Genomic DNA, 22247 nt, shown 5'->3' with positions numbered 1-22247 from the left:
GAGCATTCGAGTAAAACGAGGCTGCGATCTTTTGATCCTGATCTTTAAAAGCCAGATCAAAAGATCGCAGCGTGCCGCAGCTCCTACAGGTACTGCATCAATGCAGCTTCAGGCGCGGCTCGGTCCCGCGACCAATCTTGCTGCCCAGCATCAGCATTGCCGTGCGAAACGGCCCGTACAGCGCCACCTGGTGCATGCGATACAGCGACACGTAAAACATCCGCGCCAGCCAGCCTTCAAGCATCACGCTGCCAGTCAGGTTACCCATCAAGTTACCCACAGCCGAAAAACGCGACAGCGAAATCAGCGAGCCGTAGTCGGTGTATTTGTATTCCGGCAGGGTCTTGCCTTCGATACGCAGCTTCAGCGACTTGGCCAGCAGCGACGCCTGTTGGTGCGCGGCTTGCGCACGCGGCGGCACGTTGCGGTCGGAGCCAGGCTGCGGGCATGCGGCGCAATCGCCGAACGCGAAGATGTTTTCGTCGCGGGTGGTCTGCAAAGTTGGCAGCACTTGCAGTTGATTGATGCGGTTGGTTTCCAGGCCATCGATATCCTTGAGGAAACCCGGTGCACGAATGCCCGCCGCCCAGACTTTCAGGCTGGCCTTGATCTCATTGCCATCGGCGGTAATCAGGCTGTCGGCCGTCACTTCGCTGACCGACGCATTGGTCATCACGTTGACCCCTAGTTTCTCCAGAGTCTTGTGCACCGGCCCGCTGATGCGCTCCGGCAGGGCAGGCAGCACCCGTGGCCCGGCTTCGATCAGGGTTATGTGCATGTTTTCCGGTTTGATGCGGTCGAGGCCGTAAGCCGCCAGTTCATGCGCCGCGTTGTGCAATTCTGCCGCCAGTTCGACGCCGGTAGCGCCAGCGCCGACGATGGCCACGCTGATCTGCTGGACCACATCGGTTTGCCCGGCATGCGCGCGCAGGTAGTGGTTGAGCAGTTGCTGGTGGAAACGCTCGGCCTGTTTGCGGGTGTCGAGGAACAGGCAGTGCTGCGCCGCGCCCTGAGTGCCGAAATCGTTGGTGGTACTGCCGACTGCGATCACCAGCGAGTCATACGCCACTTCGCGGGCGGGCACCAGTTCGACGCCGTTTTCGTCGTAGGTGGCGGCCAGCTGGATTTTCTTCGCGGCGCGATCAAGCCCGCTCATGCGCCCCAGCTGGAACTCGAAGTGGTTCCATTTGGCCTGGGCAACATAGTTGAGTTCGTCTTCGGAAGAGTTCAGCGATCCAGCCGCCACTTCGTGCAACAGCGGTTTCCAGATGTGCGTCAGGTTCGCGTCGACCAGCATCACGCTGGCCGTGCCGCGCTTGCCCAGAGTCTTACCCAGACGGGTAGCCAACTCCAGACCGCCGGCGCCGCCGCCGACAATAACAATACGATGGGACATGGGGATAACTCGCAAGGTTTTTAAAGGAAATCGGTGCGGTTACCCGAGCGAGCGCGATGCTGCTCATAGCGTCAGGTAACTGATAAATCGGCTCAACAGGCCAAGACCAATGGTCACTGCCAGCACCAGCACCAGGAGCATCCACGGCCTGAAAGGCCGGCGCTCGACACGGTGTTGGGACAGTTGCAGGTACTCTTCGACATGCTTTTGGTCTTCGGGTTTCAGGCGGCTGGTCATAAAGGCCTCGTCAGGTAGACGTTGCTGAATGTGCAGAAGCTACAGCGGTTTTCAACCGGGGTTGAACGCAGCATAGCCGCTGTCCGGTACCGGTTCGACAGACAGGCTATCGTCGAGGCGAATGATCCCGCTTTGTAACACCCGCGCGGTGATTCCGCCATGCCCGCGCACCGCTTGAAAGGTGCCGGGGCCGAGGTTGTTCTGCAGGCGTGCGCAGGGTTGGCACCAGCCGGTTGTTTCAAAAATCGCCTGACCGATACGAAAGCGCCGGCCCTTGAGGCTGAACAGGTTGATCCCGCTTATAACGAGATTGCGCCGCAGATCTTCAGGTTTTACCGGTTGATCGTGTGGTCGCCCCATCAATGCGCTGATCACCGCCAGATGTTCCCACTGAATCAGCGTCACTTGCCGCGCATTGCGCACCCCGGGGCGGGCGTGGTCGCCGGTCAGTCCGGCTTCAAGGCGTGCCTCAACGGCATCAAGTTCGAGCATCGGTCCACGGGATTCGGGGCGCACGCCGATCCAGCGCACCGTGCCGGTTTGCGGGACATCGGCGATCAATTGCTGCAGCGGCGTCACAGGCTGATCCCTACATCGAAGACGATGCTGCGCCCCAGGTTACTGCGCAGAAAGTCCGGTGCATCGGGGTGCGCAAACAGCACGCGGGCGAACGTCGGGCCGACGAGGGATAGCGAGCGCCAGCCCTGACGCAGATATTCGGTTGGCGGTGGAAAGTGGCTGTTGAGGTCCAGCACTTCGCGCTTGAGGCTGGCGAACGCGATGATGTCCAGTTCGCCCAGATCCATGCCGCGTTCCTTGTAGTTGTGGGCTTTTTTGCGCAGCGTCGGGGCGAGGCGCAAGAGGAATTCATTGGCCGGAATCCGCTTCGGCTTGGCTTCGCGGCGCACCAGTTGACTGAGGGAAAATGCGCTGCGCCGACGTTGCAGTTCATCGCGCCATTCGTCGTTAAGCCTGCGCCCCTCGTCGAGGACGAAGAATACTTCGAAGTTGGCGTCGCGAAACAGCACGTCCGGCGGCTCGCCGGCAGGCGCGAACTCGTCGGCGCGATAAGGAATGTTCAGGCCTTGCAGCAGGCGCTGGCAGACCCAACGCTCACGCTCCCATTTGCGGGCATTGGACAGGAATGCGTTGGCCTGCTCGGCCGCGATGGTCAGCAGGCGTAAGTAATCTGAGTCATCCATAGGCCAAGCTTAGCGTTCAAATGTGATCGAAGTAGTGGCCAGGAACAACTCTTCCCGGTTACGTCATCCCCAGCCAGTTTGGCAGGGCCAGCGAAATCCACGGTACATAGGTTATCAAGATCAGGAACAGTAACAGGATAATCAGCCAAGGCATCGCGGCACGGATGGTGGCACCCAGCGACATACCTGTCACCGCCGACGTGACGAACAGGTTCAGCCCCACGGGCGGGGTAATCAGCCCGATCTCCAGGTTCACCACCATGATGATGCCCAGGTGGATCGGGTCGATCCCCAACTGCACGGCAATCGGAAACAGGATCGGCGCCAGGATCAGGATGATTGCCGAGGGCTCCATGAACGCTCCCGCCACCAGTAACACGATGTTCACCACCAGCAGGAAAGTCACCGGCGTCAGCCCCGCGCCGATGACCCAGGCGGTGATCTGTTGCGGAATTTGCTCGGTGGTCAACACATGAGCGAACAGCATGGCATTGGCGATGATGAACATCAGCATGATGCTCAGCTTGGCAGATTCCAGCAGCACTTTCGGCGTCTCACGGAACGTCATGTCCTTGTAGACGAACAGTGCAATGAATGCGGAATAGACCGCCGCCACTGCCGCCGCCTCGGTCGGGGTGAACATTCCTGAGTAAATACCACCCAGGATGATGACCATCAGCAACAGGCCCCAGATGGCTTTGCGTGCTGCCGTAAACCATTCACGAACGGTGGCTCGAGGCATGGCGGGCAGGTTTTTCCTGACGGCGACGATGTAGATGGCAATCATCAAGAAAGTACCCAGCAGCAAACCCGGTATGACCCCGGCCATGAACAGTTTGCCGACCGAGGTCTCCGTCGCAGCGGCATACACCACCATGACAATGGAGGGCGGAATGAGAATGCCCAGCGTGCCGGCATTGCACACGATGCCGGCACCGAACGCCTGTGGATAACCGGAGCGAACCATGCCCGCAATTGCGATGGAACCTACGGCCGCGACCGTTGCAGGGCTCGAGCCGGACAGCGCGGCGAACAACATGCACGCGAGGACGGCTGCGATGGCCAGGCCGCCGCGAATATGACCGACACACGCATTGGCAAAGTCGATCAGGCGTCGCGCGACGCCGCCCGTGGTCATGAACGCACCGGCCAGTAAAAAGAACGGGATCGCCAGTAACGTGTAGTGCTCGGATGTCTCGAATAACTTGATGGCCAGTGAGCGCACGGAGTCGGGGCTGAACAGAATGATCGTCATCGAGCCGGCCAAACCTAGGGAAATGGCGATCGGTACACCGATGAACATCAGCACGAACAGGGCGACGAAGAGGAACAGAATGGTCATTTCTTGTCATCCTCATGGTCGGTCAGTTTCAGCGCATCTGCGGCTTCATCGGCCAGGCCCAGGCCGGTTTGACGGTTCTGCACGATGCGCACGAGGATTTCGGCAAAGCGAATGAACACCAGAGCGAAACCGACTGGCACGATCAGCCCGATGTGCCACTGCATGATGCCGTAGTGACCGAGATCCTCAGCGCCGATACCGGCGATGAACAACGTTTGAATCCATTCGAAACTGCTGACACTGAGCAGCCCCGCATAGCCGAGACAGCACAGGCAGGCAATGATGGCGATGATGCGCTGAGCCGGTTTGCTTGCCAGCTTCACCAAGGCATCGACACCGATATGCCCGGCAGTGCGCACGCCATAGGACAGGCCAAAAAAGATCAGCCAGGCAAACAGGGCTTTGGTCAACGCGATGCTCCACGTCATGGCCTGGGCCATTCCCATGATGCTGTCGCCAATTGCGAATAACGATTCACTGGCGCCTTGCCATTGCTCGGCGAAGCTGTAGAAAACGCTATAGAGGTTGTTCAGGATGACGTAAACGAACGTCACCAGCGTCATTGCCGCCAACAGGAAAACAATGAAGCCTTCCTCGAAGTGGTCCCAGATGCGCCGCAAGGCATTCATGAATGGCTGCTCCCGATCGAGTGACGACAATGAAACAGGTGCCGCCCCTTTGAGGCGGCACACGCGGGCAGATTTACTGAGCCTGGTTCGAGGCGTCGGCGGCCTTGATCAGGTCGGCGCCAATAGCACCTTCGAACTTCGCCCAGACCGGCTTCATTTTTTCACGCCACTCGCCACGTTGTTCCGGAGTCAGCAGGATGATTTCAGTGGTTTTGGCGTCGACGATATGCTGTTTGGCGTCCTGGTTGAGCTTCTCGGCGTCTTTGTTCACCTGGGCGGTAACCTCGACGATTATTTTATCCAGTTCGGTTCTCACATCCGGCGGCAGGCCATTCCAGAACTTGGTGTTGGTGATCAGCATGTAGTCGAGCAAGCCATGGTCGGATTCAGTGATGAACTTCTGCACCTCGTGCATTTTCTGACTGAAGATGTTCGAGTAAGGGTTTTCCGCGCCATTCACCACACCGGTCTGCAAGCTTTGATATACCTCGGCGAAGCTCAACTTGCGCGGGTTGGCTTTCACTGCTTTGAATTGCTCATCCAGTACCGCCGACGCCTGTACACGGAATTTCAGACCCCGGGCATCGCCCGGTACAACCAGCTTCTTGTTGGCGGACAGCTGCTTCATGCCGTTGTGCCAATAAGCCAGCCCTGTGATGTTCTTGCTTTCCATCGACTTGAGCAGTTCCTGGCCTTGAGGGCTGCGCTGGAAACGGTCGACGGCCGTGATGTCGTTGAACAGGAACGGCAAGTCGAATAGCTGCAATTTCGGTGTGTATTGTTCGAACTTGGCCAGCGACGGTGCAATGAGCTGCACATCGCCCAACAGCAGTGCCTCCATTTCCTTGCCGTCGCCAAACAGCGAAGAGTTCGGGTAGACCTCAACCTTGACCTTGTCCTTCAGGCGTTCTTCGACGAGTTTCTTGAACAGCAGCGCGCCCTGGCCTTTGGGCGTTTGCTCGGCGACGACATGGGAAAACTTGATAACGATTGGATCGGCCGCCAGCGCCAGGCCCGATACGCCCAGCGCGAGGGCGCAGACGACCGCGTTGCGCAATGATTTAAGCATTGAGATGTTCCTCTTGTTTTAGTTCTCGTGCGGTTCAGGGCTGAAAAGCGTTTGCACGGTGGACAAGAGGAGTCTAGGCAATAAATCTCAAAGGGTTGTCGAGACTAGTATTTCCAGAAAACCGGTGTGAGCAGCACCAGGACGGTTAGGATCTCCAGTCTTCCCAAAAGCATGCCGATAGTCAGCAGCCATTTGGCAGCATCGGGCAGTGTGGAAAAGTTTCCCGCCGGGCCAATGATCGAGCCAACGCCAGGCCCGACGTTGCAGACGGCGGTAGCCGCGCCACTCAATGCAGTTGTCCAGTCCAGGCCGATGAGTGCCAACCCCATGGCGATCGCCCCGATAGTGATGGTGAAAAAGAATGAAAACGTCAGCAGCGAACGGGCGATGTCCTCGTCGATGGGGTGTTTGTTGTATTTTTTTCGGATCACGGCGCGAGGGTGGATCAATTGATTCAGACTGCCCATCAGCAGTGTGCCGGCCACTTGAAAGCGGAATATTTTAAGACCGCCAGCGGTGGAGCCGGAGCAACCTCCGACAAAGGTCAGATAGAAGAACAGCAATACGGCAAAACTGCCCCATAACGTGTAATCCCCCAGCGCTACGCCGGTCGTCGTGACCACCGATGTCACGTTGACCGCCACGATCCGGAACGCTTCCCACCAGCCGTACTCGCTGTGCAAGCACAACCAGGTACCGACCAGCACCCAGGTAATGAGCAAAAAGCCAATGAACCCGCGTACCTGATGATCTTTGAACAAGGCCCGTTTGTTGCCGCGAAGCGTGCTCACATACAGCGTGAAAGGGAGGCTGCCCAGAATCATGATAGCGACCGCCACCCAATGAATGGACGGTTGCGTCCAATGTGCCAGCGAGGCATCGGAGGTCGAAAATCCTCCCGTGGAAATCAATGACATTGAATGGTTGATGGCTTCGAACGGCGTCATCCCTGCTATCCACAGGGCCAGCGTGGCAAGACCGGTAAGCCCGATATAAAGCCCCAGAATGTATTTGGCGGCGACATGGGAGCGCGGCGTGACCTTTTCCGACCAGTCGGATGATTCAGTCTTGAATAGCCGCATGCCCCCGACCCGCAGTAATGGCAGGATAGCCACCGCCATGCCGATGAAGCCGATCCCGCCCAGCCAATGCAGCATCGATCGCCAGATCAGCAATCCTGGAGATGCCGTGTCCAGCCCGGTGAGGATGGTCGATCCAGTCGTGGTGATGCCTGACATCGTTTCAAAAAACGCATCGGTGTAGCTGATGTGCTGGATAAGCACCATGGGCAATGCGGCGAATATGCACACAACCACCCAACTGGCGGTCGTCAGCATGTACATATCGCGAGGACGCAAATGAACGTTCTCGGGGCGACCCTTGTTAATCATCAGCAGCCCGCACAGCGCTGTGATCAAGCTCGACCACAGGAAGGCCGACATATCATCTTTGCGATCATGGATCACCAGCGTCAGCATCGGTATCAGCATGCTCACCGCAAGCGTGATCAGAATAATTCCCAGAATGAAGCTGATGAGCCGTACTACCGCAATGGACATAGATAACGCCTGTTTTGTTAGCGCCGCGCAGTATCGGCGGGCCTGTTGTCTCGTCCCGTAAAGTTTTCGTAACTTTTTCTTTCCTCCGTATTTACTGCACGCCACGCGCAGAAGCGTGACACGGCGAGTCGCAAACGGCGGTATAGACTGAGATCTGTCTCGACGGGAGATCCGCGTGAAAAATATATCAGTGTTGCTGCTCGATCTTCGGCTGGCGTGGCCCCAGGCGTCAGCGAAGGCTCATCTATGATCGGCGCCGAACTGCTGTCATCCACAAGCCTGACGCTCGGATGGCTGATTTACCTGCCGGTGCTGCTCTGGGCGATTGTTCGTGCTCCCTGGGTCGAATTGTTCAGTGACAGCCGTCGCCAGCATCTGTTGTTCGGCACGGTGTTCGCGTTGTTTCTGTTGTGGCTGGTGCGCCGGGATTTCGATACCGGAGTGTCTTATCACTTCATTGGCATGACGGCGGTGACGTTGCTGCTGGACTGGCCGCTGGCGATTCTCGGCGGGTTGGTGGCGCAGGTCGGTCTGTTGCTGCTCGGGCGCCAGGATCTCGCGGCGCTGGGGGTCAACGGTGCGTTGTTCATTCTGCTGCCGGTGCTGATTACCGAGTGCGTGGCGATCCTCGTCGAGCGCGCCCAGCCACGCAATCCCTTTGTGTACATCTTCTGCTCCGGGTTTCTCGCCGCCGCGCTGTCGGCGCTGCTGTGTCTGCTGCTGAGCCTGACATTGCTCTGGTACGACGGCCTGTTTGCCATGCCCGAATGGCTGGAAGACTTTATCGGCTACCTGTGGCTGATCATATTCCCCGAGGCTTTCATCAACGGCATGGTGGTCAGCGCACTGGTGGTGTTCAGCCCGGAATGGCTGGAGACGTTCAACCGCACGCGCTACCTTTCGGCACCCTGGAAGGACGACGACCCCAAGTCTTGATCCATATCAAACCCGCCACGCGCGCGGCATTTCATGCTCGGCCAAATCCCTTCAGGAGCGGCAGCATGAGTGTTTACGAGTGGGCGCGGCAGCAAACCCGGCAGAGTCTGGAGATGGCGCAAGAAGTAGGTTTTGACCCGGGATTGAGTTTGCGCGCCTTGCTCAGTGCGGTGGTGCAACAGAGCAAGACCGTGCGCAACGCCGAAGACCTGGCCGACGAGTTGCGCTTTCTGGCGGAAAACCTCGACGACGATCAGGACTACGGCTTCATGCGACCCTGACGGGATCAGTGGCGCGGATCGAAATCGCCGGAAAACAGTTCATCCTCGGCATCCGGTGCGACCGGGATCTTGTGCTCTTCGGAGGCCCAGGCGCCGAGGTCGATCAGTTTGCAGCGATCGGAGCAGAACGGCCGGAATTTGTTATCCGGCGTGAATTCCACGGGGGCGCCACACGTTGGGCATTCTACGGTTGGGATCTGGCTCATGATTGGCCTCCACTTAAAGTCAGGTAAAAGTCATGCAGGCGCTCGACCTCGCTGTGCAGCCAGGCGAGGTCGCGGTCGTTGACCACCACGTCGTCGGCACGGCTCACGCGGTCTTCACGGCTCGACTGGGCCTTGAGGATCGCCTGAACCTGCTGTTCGCTGGTCTGGTCACGCTGCAAGGTGCGTTCGATCTGCAGTTGTTGCGGAGCGTCGATCACCAGGATTCGCTGGGTCATCGCGTACTGCCCGGATTCGATCAACAGCGGCGAAACCAGAATCGCATAGGGCGATTTTGCCTGCGCCAGATGATGGGCGATTTCCTCGGCGATCAACGGATGCAGCAGGGCTTCGAGCCAGCGGCGCTGCTCCGGGACTTCGAAGATCAGCTTGCGCAGGGCGGCGCGATCCAGCGTGCCGTCAGCCTGCAACACGCCAGCGCCGAAGTGCTCGGCAATCCTGGCCAGCGCCGGGCGCCCCGGCTCGACCACCCAACGTGCTGCGTGATCAGCGTCGACCACATGGATGCCAAGGTCGATGAAGTGCTGGGCCGCGGCGCTTTTGCCGCTGCCGATGCCGCCGGTCAGGCCGAGAATCCAGGGTTTTTCCACAGGGGTATTCATTTCAAACCGACAAACTGCCAATAGAAGTCGGTTATTTGACCACCCCAGAGCAAGGCAATCCAGCCGGCAATTGCCAGATAAGGTCCGAAGGGGATCGGCGTCGAGGTTTTCTGCTCGCGCACACGCAGCAAAATCACCCCGATAATCGCTCCCACCAGCGAAGACAACAGGATCGTCAGCGGCAGAATCTGCCAGCCACCCCAGGCGCCGAGCAGCGCCAGCAGCTTGAAATCACCGTGACCGATGCCGTCCTTGCCGGTCAGCAGTTTGAACAGCCAGAACACCGACCACAGCGCCATATAACCGGCCACCGCGCCCCACATGGCATCGTGCAGCGGCACGAACAGCCCGAAACTGTTGACGATCAGCCCCAGCCACAACAATGGCAGCACCAGCACATCGGGCAACAATTGATGCTCGGTGTCGATCAGGCTCATCGCCAGCAAGCCCCAGGTGAGGAAGATCAACAGACAGGCCGCCCAGCCAAAACCCACATGCCAGGCGATAAACGCTGAAAGCAGTCCACAACTCAGTTCGGCCAGCGGATAGCGTTTGCTGATGGGCGCTGCGCACGCGGAGCAGCGCCCGCGCAGCCACAGATAACTGAGCAGCGGAATGTTTTCCCACGCACGAATTCGATGTGCGCAGTGCGGACACTCGGAGTGCGGCAGCATCAGGTTGTAAGTGGGCTGCGGCGTTTCGCCGGGTAGACCGAGTACGTCCTGCGCCTGCTGGCGCCAATCGCGTTCGAGCATTTTCGGCAAGCGCCAGACCAGCACATTGAGAAAGCTGCCGACGATAAGACCGAGCAGCAACGCGGTGAAGACAAAGGCCAGTGGGTACAGGGCAAACAGTTCGTCGATAGGCATGTCAGATCGCTGAGCCGAGTTGGAAGATCGGCAGGTACATCGCCACCACCAGACCGCCGACAATCACCCCCAGGACGACCATGATGAACGGCTCCATGAGGCTGGTGAGGTTGTCGACCATGTTATCCACTTCGTCCTCGTAAAACCCGGCGACCTTGGCGAGCATCTCGTCCAGCGCGCCGGACTCTTCGCCGATGGCAGTCATCTGCACCGCCATGTTGGGGAAAACCCCGGTGGTGCGCATGGAGAAATTCAACTGCATGCCCGTGGAAACGTCTTGGCGGATGCGCAATACCGCACGCTTGAACACCACGTTACCCGTGGCGCCGGCCACCGAGTCGAGCGCTTCCACCAACGGTACGCCGGCAGCAAACGTGGTCGACAAGGTCCGGGCGAAGCGTGCAACGGCGGATTTGTACATCAGCGTGCCTACCAACGGCAGCTTCAATAGCCAGGTGTCTTTGCGATCGCGCATCGCCTGGGATTTTTTCAGCGCATGGCGGGTGCCGAAAAAAGCGGCCACCAGAGCAACGAGTATCGCCCACCACCATTGCTGCATGAATTCCGAGAGGCTGATGACCATCAGGGTGAACCCAGGCAACTCTGCACCGAAACCGGAAAAAACCGACTCGAACTGCGGCACCACTTTCACCAGCAGAATCCCGGTTACCACGGCTGCAACCAGCACCACGGCGGTGGGGTAGGTCATGGCTTTCTTGATCTTGGCCTTGAGGGCTTCGCTTTTTTCCTTATAGGTTGCGACCCGTTCCAGCAGCGTATCGAGGGCGCCGGACTGTTCGCCGGCATCCACGAGGTTGCAATACAACTCATCGAAATATTGCGGCTTCTTGCGCAGGGCGTTGGCGAAACTGTTGCCGGCGGCGACCTCCTGTTTCACCTCGTCGACCAGTTTGCGCATGGCCGGGTTTTCGAAGCCCTCACCGATGATGTCGAACGACTGCAGCAGCGGCACGCCAGCCTTCATCATGGTCGCCATCTGCCGCGTGAACAGGGCGATGTCGCGGGGCCTGATGCGTTTGCCGAAGCTGAAAAACGAGGCGGTTTTTTTGCGCACCTTCCCCGGATTGATCCCTTGTTTGCGTAGTTGAGCCTTGATCAGTGCCGGGTTCTGCCCGCTTAATTCACCGCTGAGTTTGCTGCCTTTCTTGTCCGTGCCTTCCCAGGCGTAGACGCTGATTTTCGCTGCCTTGACTGCCATGTTCAGTCCTTGGTGACCCGGTTGATTTCTTCCAGGCTGGTAATGCCTTGCATGGCCTTGCGCAGACCTGAGGTACGCAAGTCGTCGTAGCCGTCGCGGCGCATCTGAATGTCGATTTCCAGCGAGTTGCCCTCGGCCATGATCAGTCGTTGCAGGTCTGCTGTGTTCTTCACCACTTCATAAATCCCCACGCGTCCCTTGTAACCGCCATTGCAGTGATCGCAACCGACTGGCTCGTAGATCGTGAAACTGCCGATGCGTTCCTCGGGGAAGCCTTCCTTGATCAGGGTTTCGCGCGGAATCTCGATGGCTCTCTTGCAGTGGCTGCACAACTTGCGCGCCAGCCGCTGGGCGATGATCAGGCTGACAGAGGTGGCGATGTTGAAACCGGGGATACCCATGTTGTGCAGTCGCGTCAGGGTTTCGGCGGCGCTGTTGGTGTGCAGTGTGGACAATACGAGGTGACCGGTTTGCGCAGCCTTGATCGCGATCTCGGCGGTTTCCAGATCGCGGATCTCGCCGACCATGATCACGTCCGGATCCTGACGCAGAAACGAGCGCAAGGCCTGGGCAAAGTCGAGCCCCTGCCTGGGGTTGACGTTGACCTGGTTGATGCCTTCCATGTTGATCTCCACCGGGTCTTCGGCGGTGGATATGTTGATGTCGACCGTGTTGAGAATATTCAGCCCGGTGTACAGCGACACGGTTTTGCCCGAGCCAGTGGGGCCGGTGACCAGAATCATCCCTTGTGGCTGCTTCAGTGCTGCCAAATACAGCTCTTTCTGCTCAGGCTCATAGCCGAGGGCGTCGATGCCCATCTGCGCGCTGGAGGGGTCGAGGATCCGGATCACCACTTTCTCGCCCCACAGGGTCGGCAGGGTATTGACCCGGAAGTCGATCGACTTGCTTTTGGACAGGCGCATCTTGATCCGTCCGTCCTGCGGTTTGCGCCGTTCCGAGATGTCGAGGCTGGCCATGACTTTCAAACGTGCGGCGATGCGCCCGGCCAGTTGGATCGGCGGCCTGGCCACCTCGCGCAAAATGCCGTCGGTGCGCACCCGTACCCGGTAGTTCTTTTCGTAAGGCTCGAAATGCAGGTCGGAGGAGCCGCTCTTGATCGCATCGAGCAGCATCTTGTGGACGAAACGCACCACCGGCGCATCGTCGGCGTCTTGTCCGCCGATGGCGTCCTGCTTGTTGTCGTCGATCGATTCGACATCGAGGCCGTCGAGATCGACGTCGGCCATGTCTTCGAGACCGCTGGCGTGGGTATCGAAGAACTTTTCGATGGCGTCGCTGAGCTTATCGTCCTCCACCAGGATGGCTTCGGTGCTCAATCCGGTGCTGAACTGGATGTCGTTGATCGCTTGATGATTGCTGGGGTCGGAAATCCCCACGAACAGCTTGTTGCCGCGTCGCCACAAGGGCAGGGCGTGATGCTGGCGTATCAGTTTTTCACTGACCAGGCCTTTGGGCTGGGTTTCCTTGTCCAGGCAATTAAGGTCGAGGAACGCCATGCCAAAGTGCTCGGAGGCGATCTCGGCTACCTGCGCGCTCTTTACCAGTTTGTTCTGCACCAGATAACTGACCAGCGACAGCCGATTGCGCTGGGCCTGTTGCGAGGCCTGCTCGGCGCTTTTTTCCGTCAGCAGTTCGGCCTGCACCAATTGTTTGGCCAGACCGCTCAGAGCGATGTCATTCATGGGGATTCCGCACGCTTGCCGTTCATGACTTATAGCCTAGTCAAGTGAGAGCGCCTAACACGGTCGGTGCAGGTGACAAAAAGTGTCAGATAGTGCGGTTGCGGGTTGTAGGAAACTGCGTAGGGCGACGCTGGCGCTTTGTGTGCAGGGCTCAGGCGCTTGGCATGGGCTATGCTCGGTTCATCTCAGATCATGAGATTTCGACTCATGCATGGAGCGTTTCTATGAAAAAACAACAAGGTTTTACGCTGATCGAGCTGCTGATCGTTGTGGCGATCATCGGGATTCTGGCGACTATCGCCCTGCCGCAGTATTCGAAATATCAGGCGCGATCCAAGGTAACGGCGGGGCTGGCAGAGATCAGCGCTCTGAAAGTGCCGTTTGAAGACACCATCAATCAGGGCACCGATCCGACGCTGACACTGGTGGCCGGTGGTGCTGCGGCGACGACATCCAACTGTACATTGGCGGCTACGGGCACAGCCTCGTCGGGTGCCGGTTCAATCACTTGCACACTGGTCAATGCGCCAGGTCCGGTACTCGGCAAAACGATCACACTCAGCCGCTCAGGCGCAACCACGGGTGCCACATCGGGCGTGTGGACGTGCGCAACGACGGTTAATACGGAATATTCCCCTAAAGGCTGCACGGCCAGCGGTGCGTAATTCGGCAGGCTACGTTCAAGAGATGCCCCGCAATGCGGGGCATTTTTCATTGCGCAGCGCTTCACAAAAGCTTCAATAATTTCAGCGCCTTAGGAACTTTTCAAAAAGCCGCAACTTGCATGTGAATATTCAACAAGTCATGCATTTTGCATGAATCCGGAATTTTGCATTATTTGTAAGTTATTGATTTATAAAGATTTAATGTCTTTCAAAAAGTTGGCACAGCGTTCGCAATATCTACGGTAACCCTGCTGACAAGACATCCAGCAGACTTTCCAGAAAAACAGGAGTTACTCGTATGAAGAAGTTCGCTATCACTGCCGCTGCTGCTACCGCGCTGACCCTGACCATGGCTTCCGGTGCATTCGCACAATCGGCTCAGGCTACCCAGGCTCCAATGACTCTGGCTGCCGGTGAAGTCACCGAGATGAAACAAGATACTTCCGATACCTGGATCACCACCAAGGTCAAAGCTGACCTGGTAACCGAAAAAGGCATTCCAGGTACCGACATTAAAGTTGAAACCAACCAAGGCGTTGTATCGCTGTCGTCGACTACTGCCGTAACCGATTCGCAGAAAACTACTGCAGTAGCCATCGCCAAGAAAATCAAAGGCGTTAAAGCGGTCTCCGCTGACGGCCTGAAAGCCGAGTAAGGCATGACTTCTCGCCTGGACCGGGAGAAGGGGCGACAGACGGGCCGAGCAATACGTCTGCCGCAACTTTAGAGTTCATGCGACCGGTCACACGGATGTGACCATTACAGGCCCCGGCACTTTGTGTCGGGGCCTGTTTTATTTTGTAGAAGCAAAAAGATCGCAGCCTTCGGCAGCTCCTACACAGGAATGTGGTTCCCCTGTAGGAGCTGCCGAAGGCTGCGATCTTTTGATCTTTTCAGTTACCGCGTTTGCTATTGATCTGCTTCAGGCGATTGCCTTCGAAACGCAGGTATTGATACATGCCGTTGCTCGGGCCGTAGGTCCATTCCTCGACCTGAAACTCTTCCCGGCGATTGGCGCTGCGTTTGTAACCCAGCACATCGCGGCTCACCGGCTCGCCGCACTTCTGTAGCACCTCGCTTGCGCGGTCGCCGAGGCTGATCAGTTGGCTGCCGCAACGCAGCGTATCGGAGGCCAACGCCTGGCCAGCAACGAATGTCAGTGCCATTGCCGCCAGCCATTTGCGTTTGCTCATTCGGCATCCAGATGCATTTGCGTCACTACCCGACCGTCGCTTTCAGCCTCGCCCAGATTGGTGTCGATGAAGTACACGCGGTCGTCAGCCAGTTGGCCCTTGTCCACCAGAAAATCCTTGATGCTGCTGGCACGGTCCTGACCCAACTGACGCAGCAGCACATCGCTGGTACTCCAGAACTGGATCACGCCTGCGCGCATTTTCGCTGTGCGTTCTTCCTTGCCCAGATCCTTCCATTCGGCCGGCGGCTGAGTCTTCAGACGGGTGCGATAAATGCCTTCGAGCAGTGGGCCTTTCTCGCTGTCCGGCACGTCAATCAAGGACGCCTGAGCCGGGACTTTATCGCCGCGGCGCTGGAGCATCTTGTAGTAGTTGTATTGGTATTCACGTTCCAGGCGCTGTTCGGCGAGCAATGGGCCGTCGCTGCTTTTGGCGGCGACACCCTCGATTTCCAGGCGCAGGGCCGGACGCTCCTTGAGTGCCTGGGACAGCTTGATCAGCGCACCCTCGGCATCCTTGTTCAGCTCGCTGGAGCCTGGCGCGAACGACACCGTGCCGAGGTCCTGGGAACCGCCACCACTGACCAATCCACCAATCATCTTGAATGGCGCCGCAGCGGCTTTGACGATCAGATTGCGCAGGGTCTGCCAGACAATCGGCATCACGCTGAATTGCGGATTGTTCAAGTCGCCCGTTACGGGTAATTCGATGGAGATTTTGCCGTCGACGTCTTTGAGCAACGCGATCGCCAGTTTCAGCGGCAGACTTGTCGCGTCCGGGCTGTCGACTCTCTCACCCAGTTGCAATTGCTCGACCACCACTTTGTTCTCGGCCTTCAGTTGGCCCTTGGTGATCAGGTAATGCAGGTCGAGGTTGAGCCGGCCCTTGCGGATGCGGTATCCGGCGAATTTGCCGGAGTAGGGCGTCAGGGTGGTCAGCTCGACCCGTTTGAAACTGGTGGTGATGTCGAGGCTGGCCATCGGGTCGAATGGATTGACCGCGCCCTTGATGGTCACTGGCGCATAGCGATCAACCTTGCCTTTGATATCGACAGTGGCCGGTTTCGACTGTCGACTGTCGATGGTGCCGATCTGGCCGTTGAGTTGCTGGACAGCGGTGGCGAAATTCGGCGTCAGGCTGAAATCGGCGAAGTTGGCCGAGCCGTCGTTGATGGCGATACCACCGATGCGAATGCCCAGTGGTTTGTCTTTGCTGGCCGGTTTGGCGGCGGCGGTTTTTGCGCCGCTGTCGGCAGGCTGCGGAATCAGCAGATCATCGATGTTGGTGGTACGGTCATCGTTGATCATGAAGCGCACGTACGGTTGTAACAGGTTGACCTTGTCGATCGACAGGCTGTCGCCGTGCTGATAGTTCAGGCCTTCCACGACCACTTGCTGCCACTTGAGGAAGTCGCGGGTTTTCAGGGTGTCGAGGGTGTGCAGTTGATCGATCTGCGCGCGTCCGGTCACGCTGAGAGCCAGCGGTTCGGTGCTCTTGAGGTTGACCTTGAGGTCACTGCCGAGCATGCCGCTGCGCAATTCGAGACGAATGAACGGATTGATGTAGGACTGCGCGACACGCAGGTCGATGTCTTGGGTTTTAACGTTGAGCTGGGCGTTGACCGGCGCCAGATTGACCGTGCCATCGGCGAGGATCTTGCCCTGCTTGCCCAGCCCGGTATCGAGTTTGAGCTTGAAGGGTGAGCCATTGAGGCTGTCAAAATCCTGCAGATCGACGTTCAGCGGGGTGACATCCAGTGCCACCGGTGGATTAGCCGACCGGTCGGCCAGATGGACGGTGTAGTTGCGCAGTTGCACATCTTTGAGCAGTACTTGCCATGGCTTGTCCGGCGCGCTTGGTTCAGGTTTCGGCGAGTCGGCGGTTGCGGGTGTGCTGGCCGGTTCGGCGGCGGCTTTGGCGGCAGGTTTCGACGGCTGGCTGGCGAACAGTTTCTGCCAGTCCAGTTGCCCGTCGGCCTCGAGGGCGGCCCAGGTTTCAAGTTTCTGGCTGCGAATCTTGCCGACTACCACTTGCTGTTTCGCCAGGTCCACCGAGGTCTCGCTGATGTCGAGGCGTTCGAGTTTTGCCAGTGGGCGCCCGTCGGGTGCCTTGATCGCGAACGGCGCGATGCTCACCGCAACGTTGTTCAACTGCAGCTCGGTTTGTTTCGACAGATTGAGTTTGTATTCGGTGCTGAGGTTCATCACGCCGTTTTCAAGAACCAAGGGCACTGCGTCTCGCACGTAAGGCCAAAACGCTTTCATATTGCCGTCGGTAATTTTCAGCGAGCCTTCGGAGGCGATCGGGATCAGGCTGAAATTGCCGCTCCAGTCGATTCGGCCACCGTTAGGGCCAATCGCGACCAGAGTCATGTCGGCGCTGTCTTCGGGCAGGGTGCTGAGATTTTTCAGCTCGAAGTTGAGATCGTCGTAGAGGAATTCGATGGGTTCGCTCGGGCGCACATCCTGAAAGTGCACGACACCGTTGGCGAGTTTGATCTGGTCGATGCGCAGAGGAAACGGCTTGGCTTCGGGATCGACGGGTGTCGGTTCACTGGCGGGTATGTTGAACAGACCGAGCAGGTTGAGCTTGCCGTCTTTGGCGAAGAGGATTTCGGTCTTCGGTTTGTCCATTTCGATGTTGGACAGATGGACTGCTTTCGTCCACAGGCTGTCGAGCTCCAGGTCGGCGTACAGGCGTTCAAAACCGACCTGTTCTTTGCCGGGCTCACCGATGACCAGGCCCCACAAGGTGATTTCAAGGCTGAACGGATTGAGTTCGATGCGCTGGATATGCGCAGGCACCGCCGCGTAATTGGCCAGTTGCTGGTTGGCAACACGCAAGGCGATGCCCGGTAAAATCAGAAACCCCAACAGGCTGTAAAGGGCCAGAACGGTCAACAGTGCGCCAATCGCGCGAATCAATCCTTTGGGCATGTGCGGCTTCATCTGTCGTAATCGGAGTGCCTTGGAGTATGGCACGCGATTCTGGTTCCGAAGTACCTGGTGTGGAGCAGGATTGTTCAGATTTGTCTGCAATTTTGTAGGAGCTGCCGCAGGCTGCGATCTTTTGATCAAAAAAAAACAAAGTCAAAAGATCGCAGCCTGCGGCAGCTCCTACATGGGAATGTGATCAGAGTTGCAGGATCAGGGTTTTCAGTGGCGGCTGTTGGTCCAGCGACGGGAAATCCGCGCCCGGGGTCATCACGCTCCACTCACGCACCGGGCGCCCGGCCTTCTCGGCGCAACGCAGGACCTGTTCGCGCCAGTCGTCCATGCTGACTTTCGCCAGGTTGTTGCAGCAGATCAGTACACCGTTGTCGGCGGTGGTCAGCAGGGCTGGTTTGAGCAGACTTTGATAGTCGCGCAGCAGGTCGACGGTGCCGAACGCGCTCTTGGCCCAGGCCGGCGGATCGAGCAGCACCAGATCGTATTGGCGCTGTTCCAGGCGCTGATAGCTCGGCAGTTTCTGCCCGCGTCGTTGACTGATGGGCAGACCGGCCAGTTGGCGGATGGCCGGAAAGTAGTCGGACTGGACGAACTCCATTTCCGGCAACTGCGGATTGAGCAAACCGTTTTCGCGACCGACCGCGAGATTGCCCTCGGCAAAATCCAGGTTGCACACTTCACGGGCACCACCGGCCGCGGCACTCAAGCCAACGCCGCAGGTGTAGGCGAACAGGTTGAGCACGCTTTTGCCTCTGGCGTGATCCTTGACCCAGCCGCGGGTGTTGCGCAGGTCGAGGAACAGCAGCGGATCCTGCCCGGCATGGCGTCCGCGTACTCGGTAATTCAGGCCCCATTCGTGACCGACCAGATCCGCCAGTGCAGCGTCGTCGGCGCGGTAGACGTGGTCTTCACGGTCGATACGCGAGTTGCCACGAGAACGGTCGTTGTAGACCAGCAAAGTCTCCAGGCCCAGGGTCTGGTTGACGATGGCGTGCAGTTGCAGCAACTCGTCACGCTCCAGCGTCTGGTGAAAGCTTTGCACCAGCAACTGCGGGCCGTAACGGTCGATGGTCAGGCCGCCGGCGCCTTCCTGGCTGCCATGGAACAGGCGATAGCAGTCGGTGCCCTGGCTGTGCAGTACAGAGAGCAAGTCCTGACGTTGATCGAGGGCGGCGCGCAGCGCCTGATTCAAGGAAGACATGCGGGCGCCTTGCTGGAGGGAATTGGGGCGCGGGAGTTTAGCAGCTTGGCGGGCGACCGAGGTGCTGCCTTCGCGAGCAAGCCTTTGGTTCCGGTCAGGTCAACAGCCCCATCCGCCGCTTTGCCCGTTGCACCGAGCCATTGCGCATCGCCCAGCGCAGCATCGGCGCGCTGCGCTTGACGCTGGCGCGGATCAGTTGGCGTTGCAGCGGATTCTGCCGGGCGTCGAGCATGTCGCTGGCCCAGTCTGGCAACAGGTCGATGCCGGCCTTCATCATCAGATCGCCAAATGGCCGCGCCATCAGGCTGGGGGCCGGGGCTTCGAGCAGCAGGCGCAGAACTTCGCGGCTGCGCTCATCACAGAGCAATTGCGGGCGCATGCGTTGCAGATAATCCGCCACGGCCTGCCGCGATTTCGGCACATCCCGGGCGCCGAGACGCTCGGCGACCACGGCGATTTCCGCGTAATAACGGTCCTGATCTTCCAATGACAACTGCGGATTGCGATAACGCAGATGCGCAGCGAGAAAGTTACTGACTTCCGCCACATGCACCCATGTCAGCAAATCCGGATCGCTGGCCGCATAAGGCCGGCCATCTGGCGCCGTGCCGACCACTTGCAGGTGAATGGTGCGGACTTTCTCGATCAACCAGTCGGCGTCGCGGCGTGAACCGAAAGTGGTGCCGGAGACAAACTGACTGGTGCGGCGCAAACGTCCGACCATGTCTTCACGAAAGTTCGAGTGGTCCCAGACCCCGGCCAGCGCCAGCGGATGCAGCGCCTGCAGCAATAGCGCACTGATACCGCCGATCAACATGCTGCTGAAGTCACCGTGCACCTGCCAACTGACCGACTCGGGACCAAACAGCCCCGGGTCGCCCTTGGGGTTTTCCAGATCAAGCTGACCGAGGGACAGACCGGTCAGGCTCATGAGTTGGTTTTCGATACGGCTGCGGATGAATTCCATGAGCACTCAGTGAGAGAGGAGGGGCGCGCTCGGTTGGCCGCGCCCGCCAGGGTTACTGATTGAGGCGCGTGTCGATCAGGCCTTGCACCACGCTCGGATCGGCCAGGGTCGATGTGTCACCGAGGCTGTCGAGTTCGTTGCAGGCGATCTTGCGCAATATGCGCCGCATGATCTTGCCTGAGCGGGTTTTCGGCAAGGCCGGCGCCCACTGGATCAGATCCGGTTTGGCGAAGCTGCCGATCTCCTTGCTGACGTGGGCCAGCAGTTCTTTTTTCAATTCATCGCCGGGCTCGGTGCCGTTCATCGGTGTGACGAAGGCGTAAATGCCCTGGCCTTTGACGTCATGTGGGTAACCGACCACCGCGGCTTCGGCGATGCTGTTGTGCAGCACCAGCGCGCTTTCCACTTCGGCGGTGCCGATTCGATGGCCGGAAACGTTGATCACATCGTCGATACGTCCGGTGATCCAGTAATCGCCGTCCTCGTCGCGGCGGGCGCCGTCGCCGGTGAAGTAGTAGCCGGGGTAGGGCTTGAAGTAGGTATCGACCATCCGTTGCGGGTCGCCGTAGACACTGCGGATCTGCCCCGGCCAGCTTGATTTTATGGCGAGCACGCCGCTGCCGGCGCCTTTGATCTCCTTGCCGTGTTCATCGAGAAGCACCGGTTGCACGCCGAACATCGGTTGCGTGGCGCAGCCTGGCTTGATCCGCTGCGCGCTGACCAAGGGGCTGAGCATGATGCCGCCAGTCTCGGTCTGCCACCAGGTATCGACGATGGGGCAGCGTTGTTCGCCGACCACGTTGAAATACCATTCCCACGCTTCCGGGTTGATCGGCTCACCGACGCTGCCGAGTAATCTGAGGCTTTGTCGGGAAGTTTCCTTCAGCGGTTCGGCACCTTCGCGCATCAACGCGCGCAGTGCCGTCGGTGCGGTGTAGAAGATATTGACCTTGTGCTTGTCGATGACCTGCCAGAAGCGCGAGCTGCTCGGATAGCTCGGCACGCCTTCGAACATCAGCGTGGTCGCGCCATTGGCCAGTGGTCCGTAGACAATGTAGCTGTGGCCGGTCACCCAGCCGACGTCGGCCGTGCACCAGAACACTTCGCCGTCGCGGTAATCGAGCACATATTTGAAGGTCATCGCCGCTTGCAGCAGATAGCCGCCGGTGGTGTGCAGCACCCCTTTGGGTTTGCCGGTGCTACCGGAGGTGTAGAGGATGAACAGCGGGTCTTCGGCGTCCATTGGTTCTGGTGGGCAATCGTCGCTGACGTCGCGCACGGCCTGGTGATACCAAAGGTCTCGGCCCTCGACCCAATCGACCTTGCCTTGCGTGCGCTCGACCACGATGACAGTGCTGACATCCGGGCAACTTTGCAGGGCTTTGTCGACGTTGCTTTTCAGCGGCACGAATTTGCCCCCGCGCACGCCTTCGTCGGCGGTGATCACGGTGCGGCAGTCGGCATCAAGGATACGGTCGCGCATGGAGTCAGGGGAAAAGCCGCCAAACACCACCGAGTGAACGGCGCCGATTCGGGTGCAGGCGAGCATGGCGTAAGCGGCCTCGGGAATCATCGGCATGTAGATGCACACCCGATCGCCTTTCTTCACGCCACGGCTTTTCAGCACGTTGGCCAGTCGGCAGACGTGATGATGGAGTTTTTTGTAAGTGATTTGCGCCGATTCGGCAGGGTCGTCGCCTTCCCAGAGCAACGCGGTCTGATCGCCGCGCTGTGCAAGGTGACGGTCGATGCAGTTGTAACTGACATTCAGCTTACCGCCGGCAAACCAGGCGGCTTCACCGGTTTTCAGGTCGTAGCGCTGAACGGTCTGCCACGGCGTGCTCCAGTCGAGGAAGCGCGTGGCCTGTTCGGCCCAGAAGGTGCTGGGGTGTTCAATGGATTCGCGGTACAGGCGCTGATAGTCGTCCTGACTCAACTGAGCAGCCCGGCGGACGGCATCGGCTTGGGGGAACGTGCTGATATCGAACATGACGGTTCCTTATTC

The 22247-nt window shown here is 58.7% G+C and carries 22 protein-coding genes; 4 read left to right on the top strand and 18 right to left on the bottom strand.

What is annotated here, in order from left to right:
* Window positions 1–97: 97 nt before the first annotated feature.
* The 8 genes from ACA061_RS22800 to ACA061_RS22765 all read right to left on the bottom strand — a co-directional run bounded on the left by ACA061_RS22800 (window position 98) and on the right by ACA061_RS22765 (window position 7434).
* Window positions 98–1396: an NAD(P)/FAD-dependent oxidoreductase gene (locus tag ACA061_RS22800; protein WP_150617371.1), complete on the bottom strand. Its 1299-nt coding sequence runs from the start codon at window positions 1394–1396 to the stop codon at window positions 98–100.
* Window positions 1397–1459: 63 nt separating this feature from the next.
* Window positions 1460–1633 (bottom strand): DUF3094 family protein, encoded by a 174-nt coding sequence (locus tag ACA061_RS22795; protein WP_042561123.1) that lies wholly within the window; start codon window positions 1631–1633, stop codon window positions 1460–1462.
* 51 nt (window positions 1634–1684) lie between these two features.
* Window positions 1685–2212, bottom strand: coding sequence for an MOSC domain-containing protein (locus ACA061_RS22790; RefSeq protein WP_210554907.1), 528 nt, complete (start codon window positions 2210–2212; stop codon window positions 1685–1687).
* Window positions 2209–2835 (bottom strand): DUF1780 domain-containing protein, encoded by a 627-nt coding sequence (locus ACA061_RS22785; RefSeq protein WP_007909887.1) that lies wholly within the window; start codon window positions 2833–2835, stop codon window positions 2209–2211. The genes ACA061_RS22790 and ACA061_RS22785 overlap by 4 nt, the downstream gene beginning before the upstream one ends.
* 58 nt (window positions 2836–2893) lie before the next feature.
* Window positions 2894–4177 (bottom strand): C4-dicarboxylate TRAP transporter large permease protein DctM, encoded by a 1284-nt coding sequence (dctM, locus tag ACA061_RS22780; protein ID WP_150602214.1) that lies wholly within the window; start codon window positions 4175–4177, stop codon window positions 2894–2896.
* Complete coding sequence (locus ACA061_RS22775) at window positions 4174–4806, bottom strand: TRAP transporter small permease (protein ID WP_150602215.1); 633 nt, start codon at window positions 4804–4806, stop codon at window positions 4174–4176. The genes dctM and ACA061_RS22775 overlap by 4 nt, the downstream gene beginning before the upstream one ends.
* Window positions 4807–4879: 73 nt before the next feature.
* Entirely contained in the window at window positions 4880–5875 is a 996-nt protein-coding gene (locus tag ACA061_RS22770) for a TRAP transporter substrate-binding protein (RefSeq protein WP_497300085.1), read from the bottom strand.
* A gap of 104 nt (window positions 5876–5979) precedes the next feature.
* Window positions 5980–7434 (bottom strand): TrkH family potassium uptake protein, encoded by a 1455-nt coding sequence (locus tag ACA061_RS22765; RefSeq protein WP_497300084.1) that lies wholly within the window; start codon window positions 7432–7434, stop codon window positions 5980–5982.
* A gap of 246 nt (window positions 7435–7680) precedes the next feature.
* Between ACA061_RS22765 and ACA061_RS22760 the strand changes: the two genes are divergently transcribed.
* Window positions 7681–8370: an energy-coupling factor ABC transporter permease gene (locus ACA061_RS22760; protein ID WP_150602217.1), complete on the top strand. Its 690-nt coding sequence runs from the start codon at window positions 7681–7683 to the stop codon at window positions 8368–8370.
* A gap of 65 nt (window positions 8371–8435) precedes the next feature.
* Window positions 8436–8651: a hypothetical protein gene (locus ACA061_RS22755; RefSeq protein ID WP_150602218.1), complete on the top strand. Its 216-nt coding sequence runs from the start codon at window positions 8436–8438 to the stop codon at window positions 8649–8651.
* A 5-nt stretch (window positions 8652–8656) separates the two neighbouring features.
* On the opposite strand, the gene yacG is transcribed toward ACA061_RS22755, so the two are convergent.
* From yacG to pilB, 5 genes are read right to left on the bottom strand one after another with little or no spacing between them, the layout of a single operon-like run.
* On the bottom strand, window positions 8657–8857 hold the full coding sequence (yacG, locus tag ACA061_RS22750) for a DNA gyrase inhibitor YacG (protein WP_042561115.1): 201 nt from the start codon (window positions 8855–8857) through the stop codon (window positions 8657–8659).
* On the bottom strand, window positions 8854–9477 hold the full coding sequence (gene coaE, locus ACA061_RS22745) for a dephospho-CoA kinase (RefSeq protein ID WP_150617376.1): 624 nt from the start codon (window positions 9475–9477) through the stop codon (window positions 8854–8856). Before coaE ends, yacG begins: the two co-directional genes overlap by 4 nt.
* Window positions 9474–10346, bottom strand: a complete 873-nt coding sequence (locus tag ACA061_RS22740; protein ID WP_210554912.1) for a prepilin peptidase — start codon at window positions 10344–10346, stop codon at window positions 9474–9476. Before ACA061_RS22740 ends, coaE begins: the two co-directional genes overlap by 4 nt.
* A 1-nt stretch (window position 10347) precedes the next feature.
* Window positions 10348–11565 carry a type II secretion system F family protein gene (locus tag ACA061_RS22735; protein ID WP_210554913.1) on the bottom strand — a complete coding sequence of 406 codons (1218 nt, stop codon included), beginning with the start codon at window positions 11563–11565 and terminating at the stop codon, window positions 10348–10350.
* Window positions 11566–11567: 2 nt separating this feature from the next.
* Window positions 11568–13268 (bottom strand): type IV-A pilus assembly ATPase PilB, encoded by a 1701-nt coding sequence (gene pilB / locus ACA061_RS22730; protein ID WP_210701860.1) that lies wholly within the window; start codon window positions 13266–13268, stop codon window positions 11568–11570.
* A 224-nt stretch (window positions 13269–13492) separates the two neighbouring features.
* Between pilB and ACA061_RS22725 the strand changes: the two genes are divergently transcribed.
* Together ACA061_RS22725 and ACA061_RS22720 are read left to right on the top strand one after the other, a co-directional pair.
* The gene (locus tag ACA061_RS22725; protein WP_150617379.1) at window positions 13493–13933 is read left to right on the top strand and encodes a pilin; all 441 of its coding nucleotides are present in this window, start codon (window positions 13493–13495) and stop codon (window positions 13931–13933) included.
* A gap of 298 nt (window positions 13934–14231) precedes the next feature.
* Window positions 14232–14588: a BON domain-containing protein gene (locus ACA061_RS22720; RefSeq protein ID WP_150617380.1), complete on the top strand. Its 357-nt coding sequence runs from the start codon at window positions 14232–14234 to the stop codon at window positions 14586–14588.
* Window positions 14589–14826: 238 nt separating this feature from the next.
* Here the strand turns inward: ACA061_RS22720 and ACA061_RS22715 are convergent, their stop codons facing one another.
* From ACA061_RS22715 to acs, 5 genes are all read right to left on the bottom strand, one after another.
* Window positions 14827–15126 (bottom strand): DUF2845 domain-containing protein, encoded by a 300-nt coding sequence (locus ACA061_RS22715; RefSeq protein WP_150602225.1) that lies wholly within the window; start codon window positions 15124–15126, stop codon window positions 14827–14829.
* Window positions 15123–18074 (bottom strand): DUF748 domain-containing protein, encoded by a 2952-nt coding sequence (locus ACA061_RS22710; RefSeq protein WP_497300083.1) that lies wholly within the window; start codon window positions 18072–18074, stop codon window positions 15123–15125. The genes ACA061_RS22715 and ACA061_RS22710 overlap by 4 nt, the downstream gene beginning before the upstream one ends.
* A 184-nt stretch (window positions 18075–18258) precedes the next feature.
* Window positions 18259–19275 carry a class I SAM-dependent rRNA methyltransferase gene (locus tag ACA061_RS22705; RefSeq protein WP_150602227.1) on the bottom strand — a complete coding sequence of 339 codons (1017 nt, stop codon included), beginning with the start codon at window positions 19273–19275 and terminating at the stop codon, window positions 18259–18261.
* Window positions 19276–19369: 94 nt separating this feature from the next.
* Window positions 19370–20242, bottom strand: coding sequence for an oxygenase MpaB family protein (locus ACA061_RS22700; RefSeq protein ID WP_210701861.1), 873 nt, complete (start codon window positions 20240–20242; stop codon window positions 19370–19372).
* Window positions 20243–20294: 52 nt separating this feature from the next.
* Complete coding sequence (gene acs, locus ACA061_RS22695; RefSeq protein ID WP_210701862.1) at window positions 20295–22232, bottom strand: acetate--CoA ligase; 1938 nt, start codon at window positions 22230–22232, stop codon at window positions 20295–20297.
* Between the last annotated feature and the right edge of the window lie 15 nt (window positions 22233–22247).

The sequence above is a fragment of the Pseudomonas sp. LBUM1668 genome, assembly GCF_059695715.1.
The sequence above is the reverse complement of the archived record's forward strand: the minus strand, read 5'-3'. Positions and strand labels throughout refer to the sequence as shown.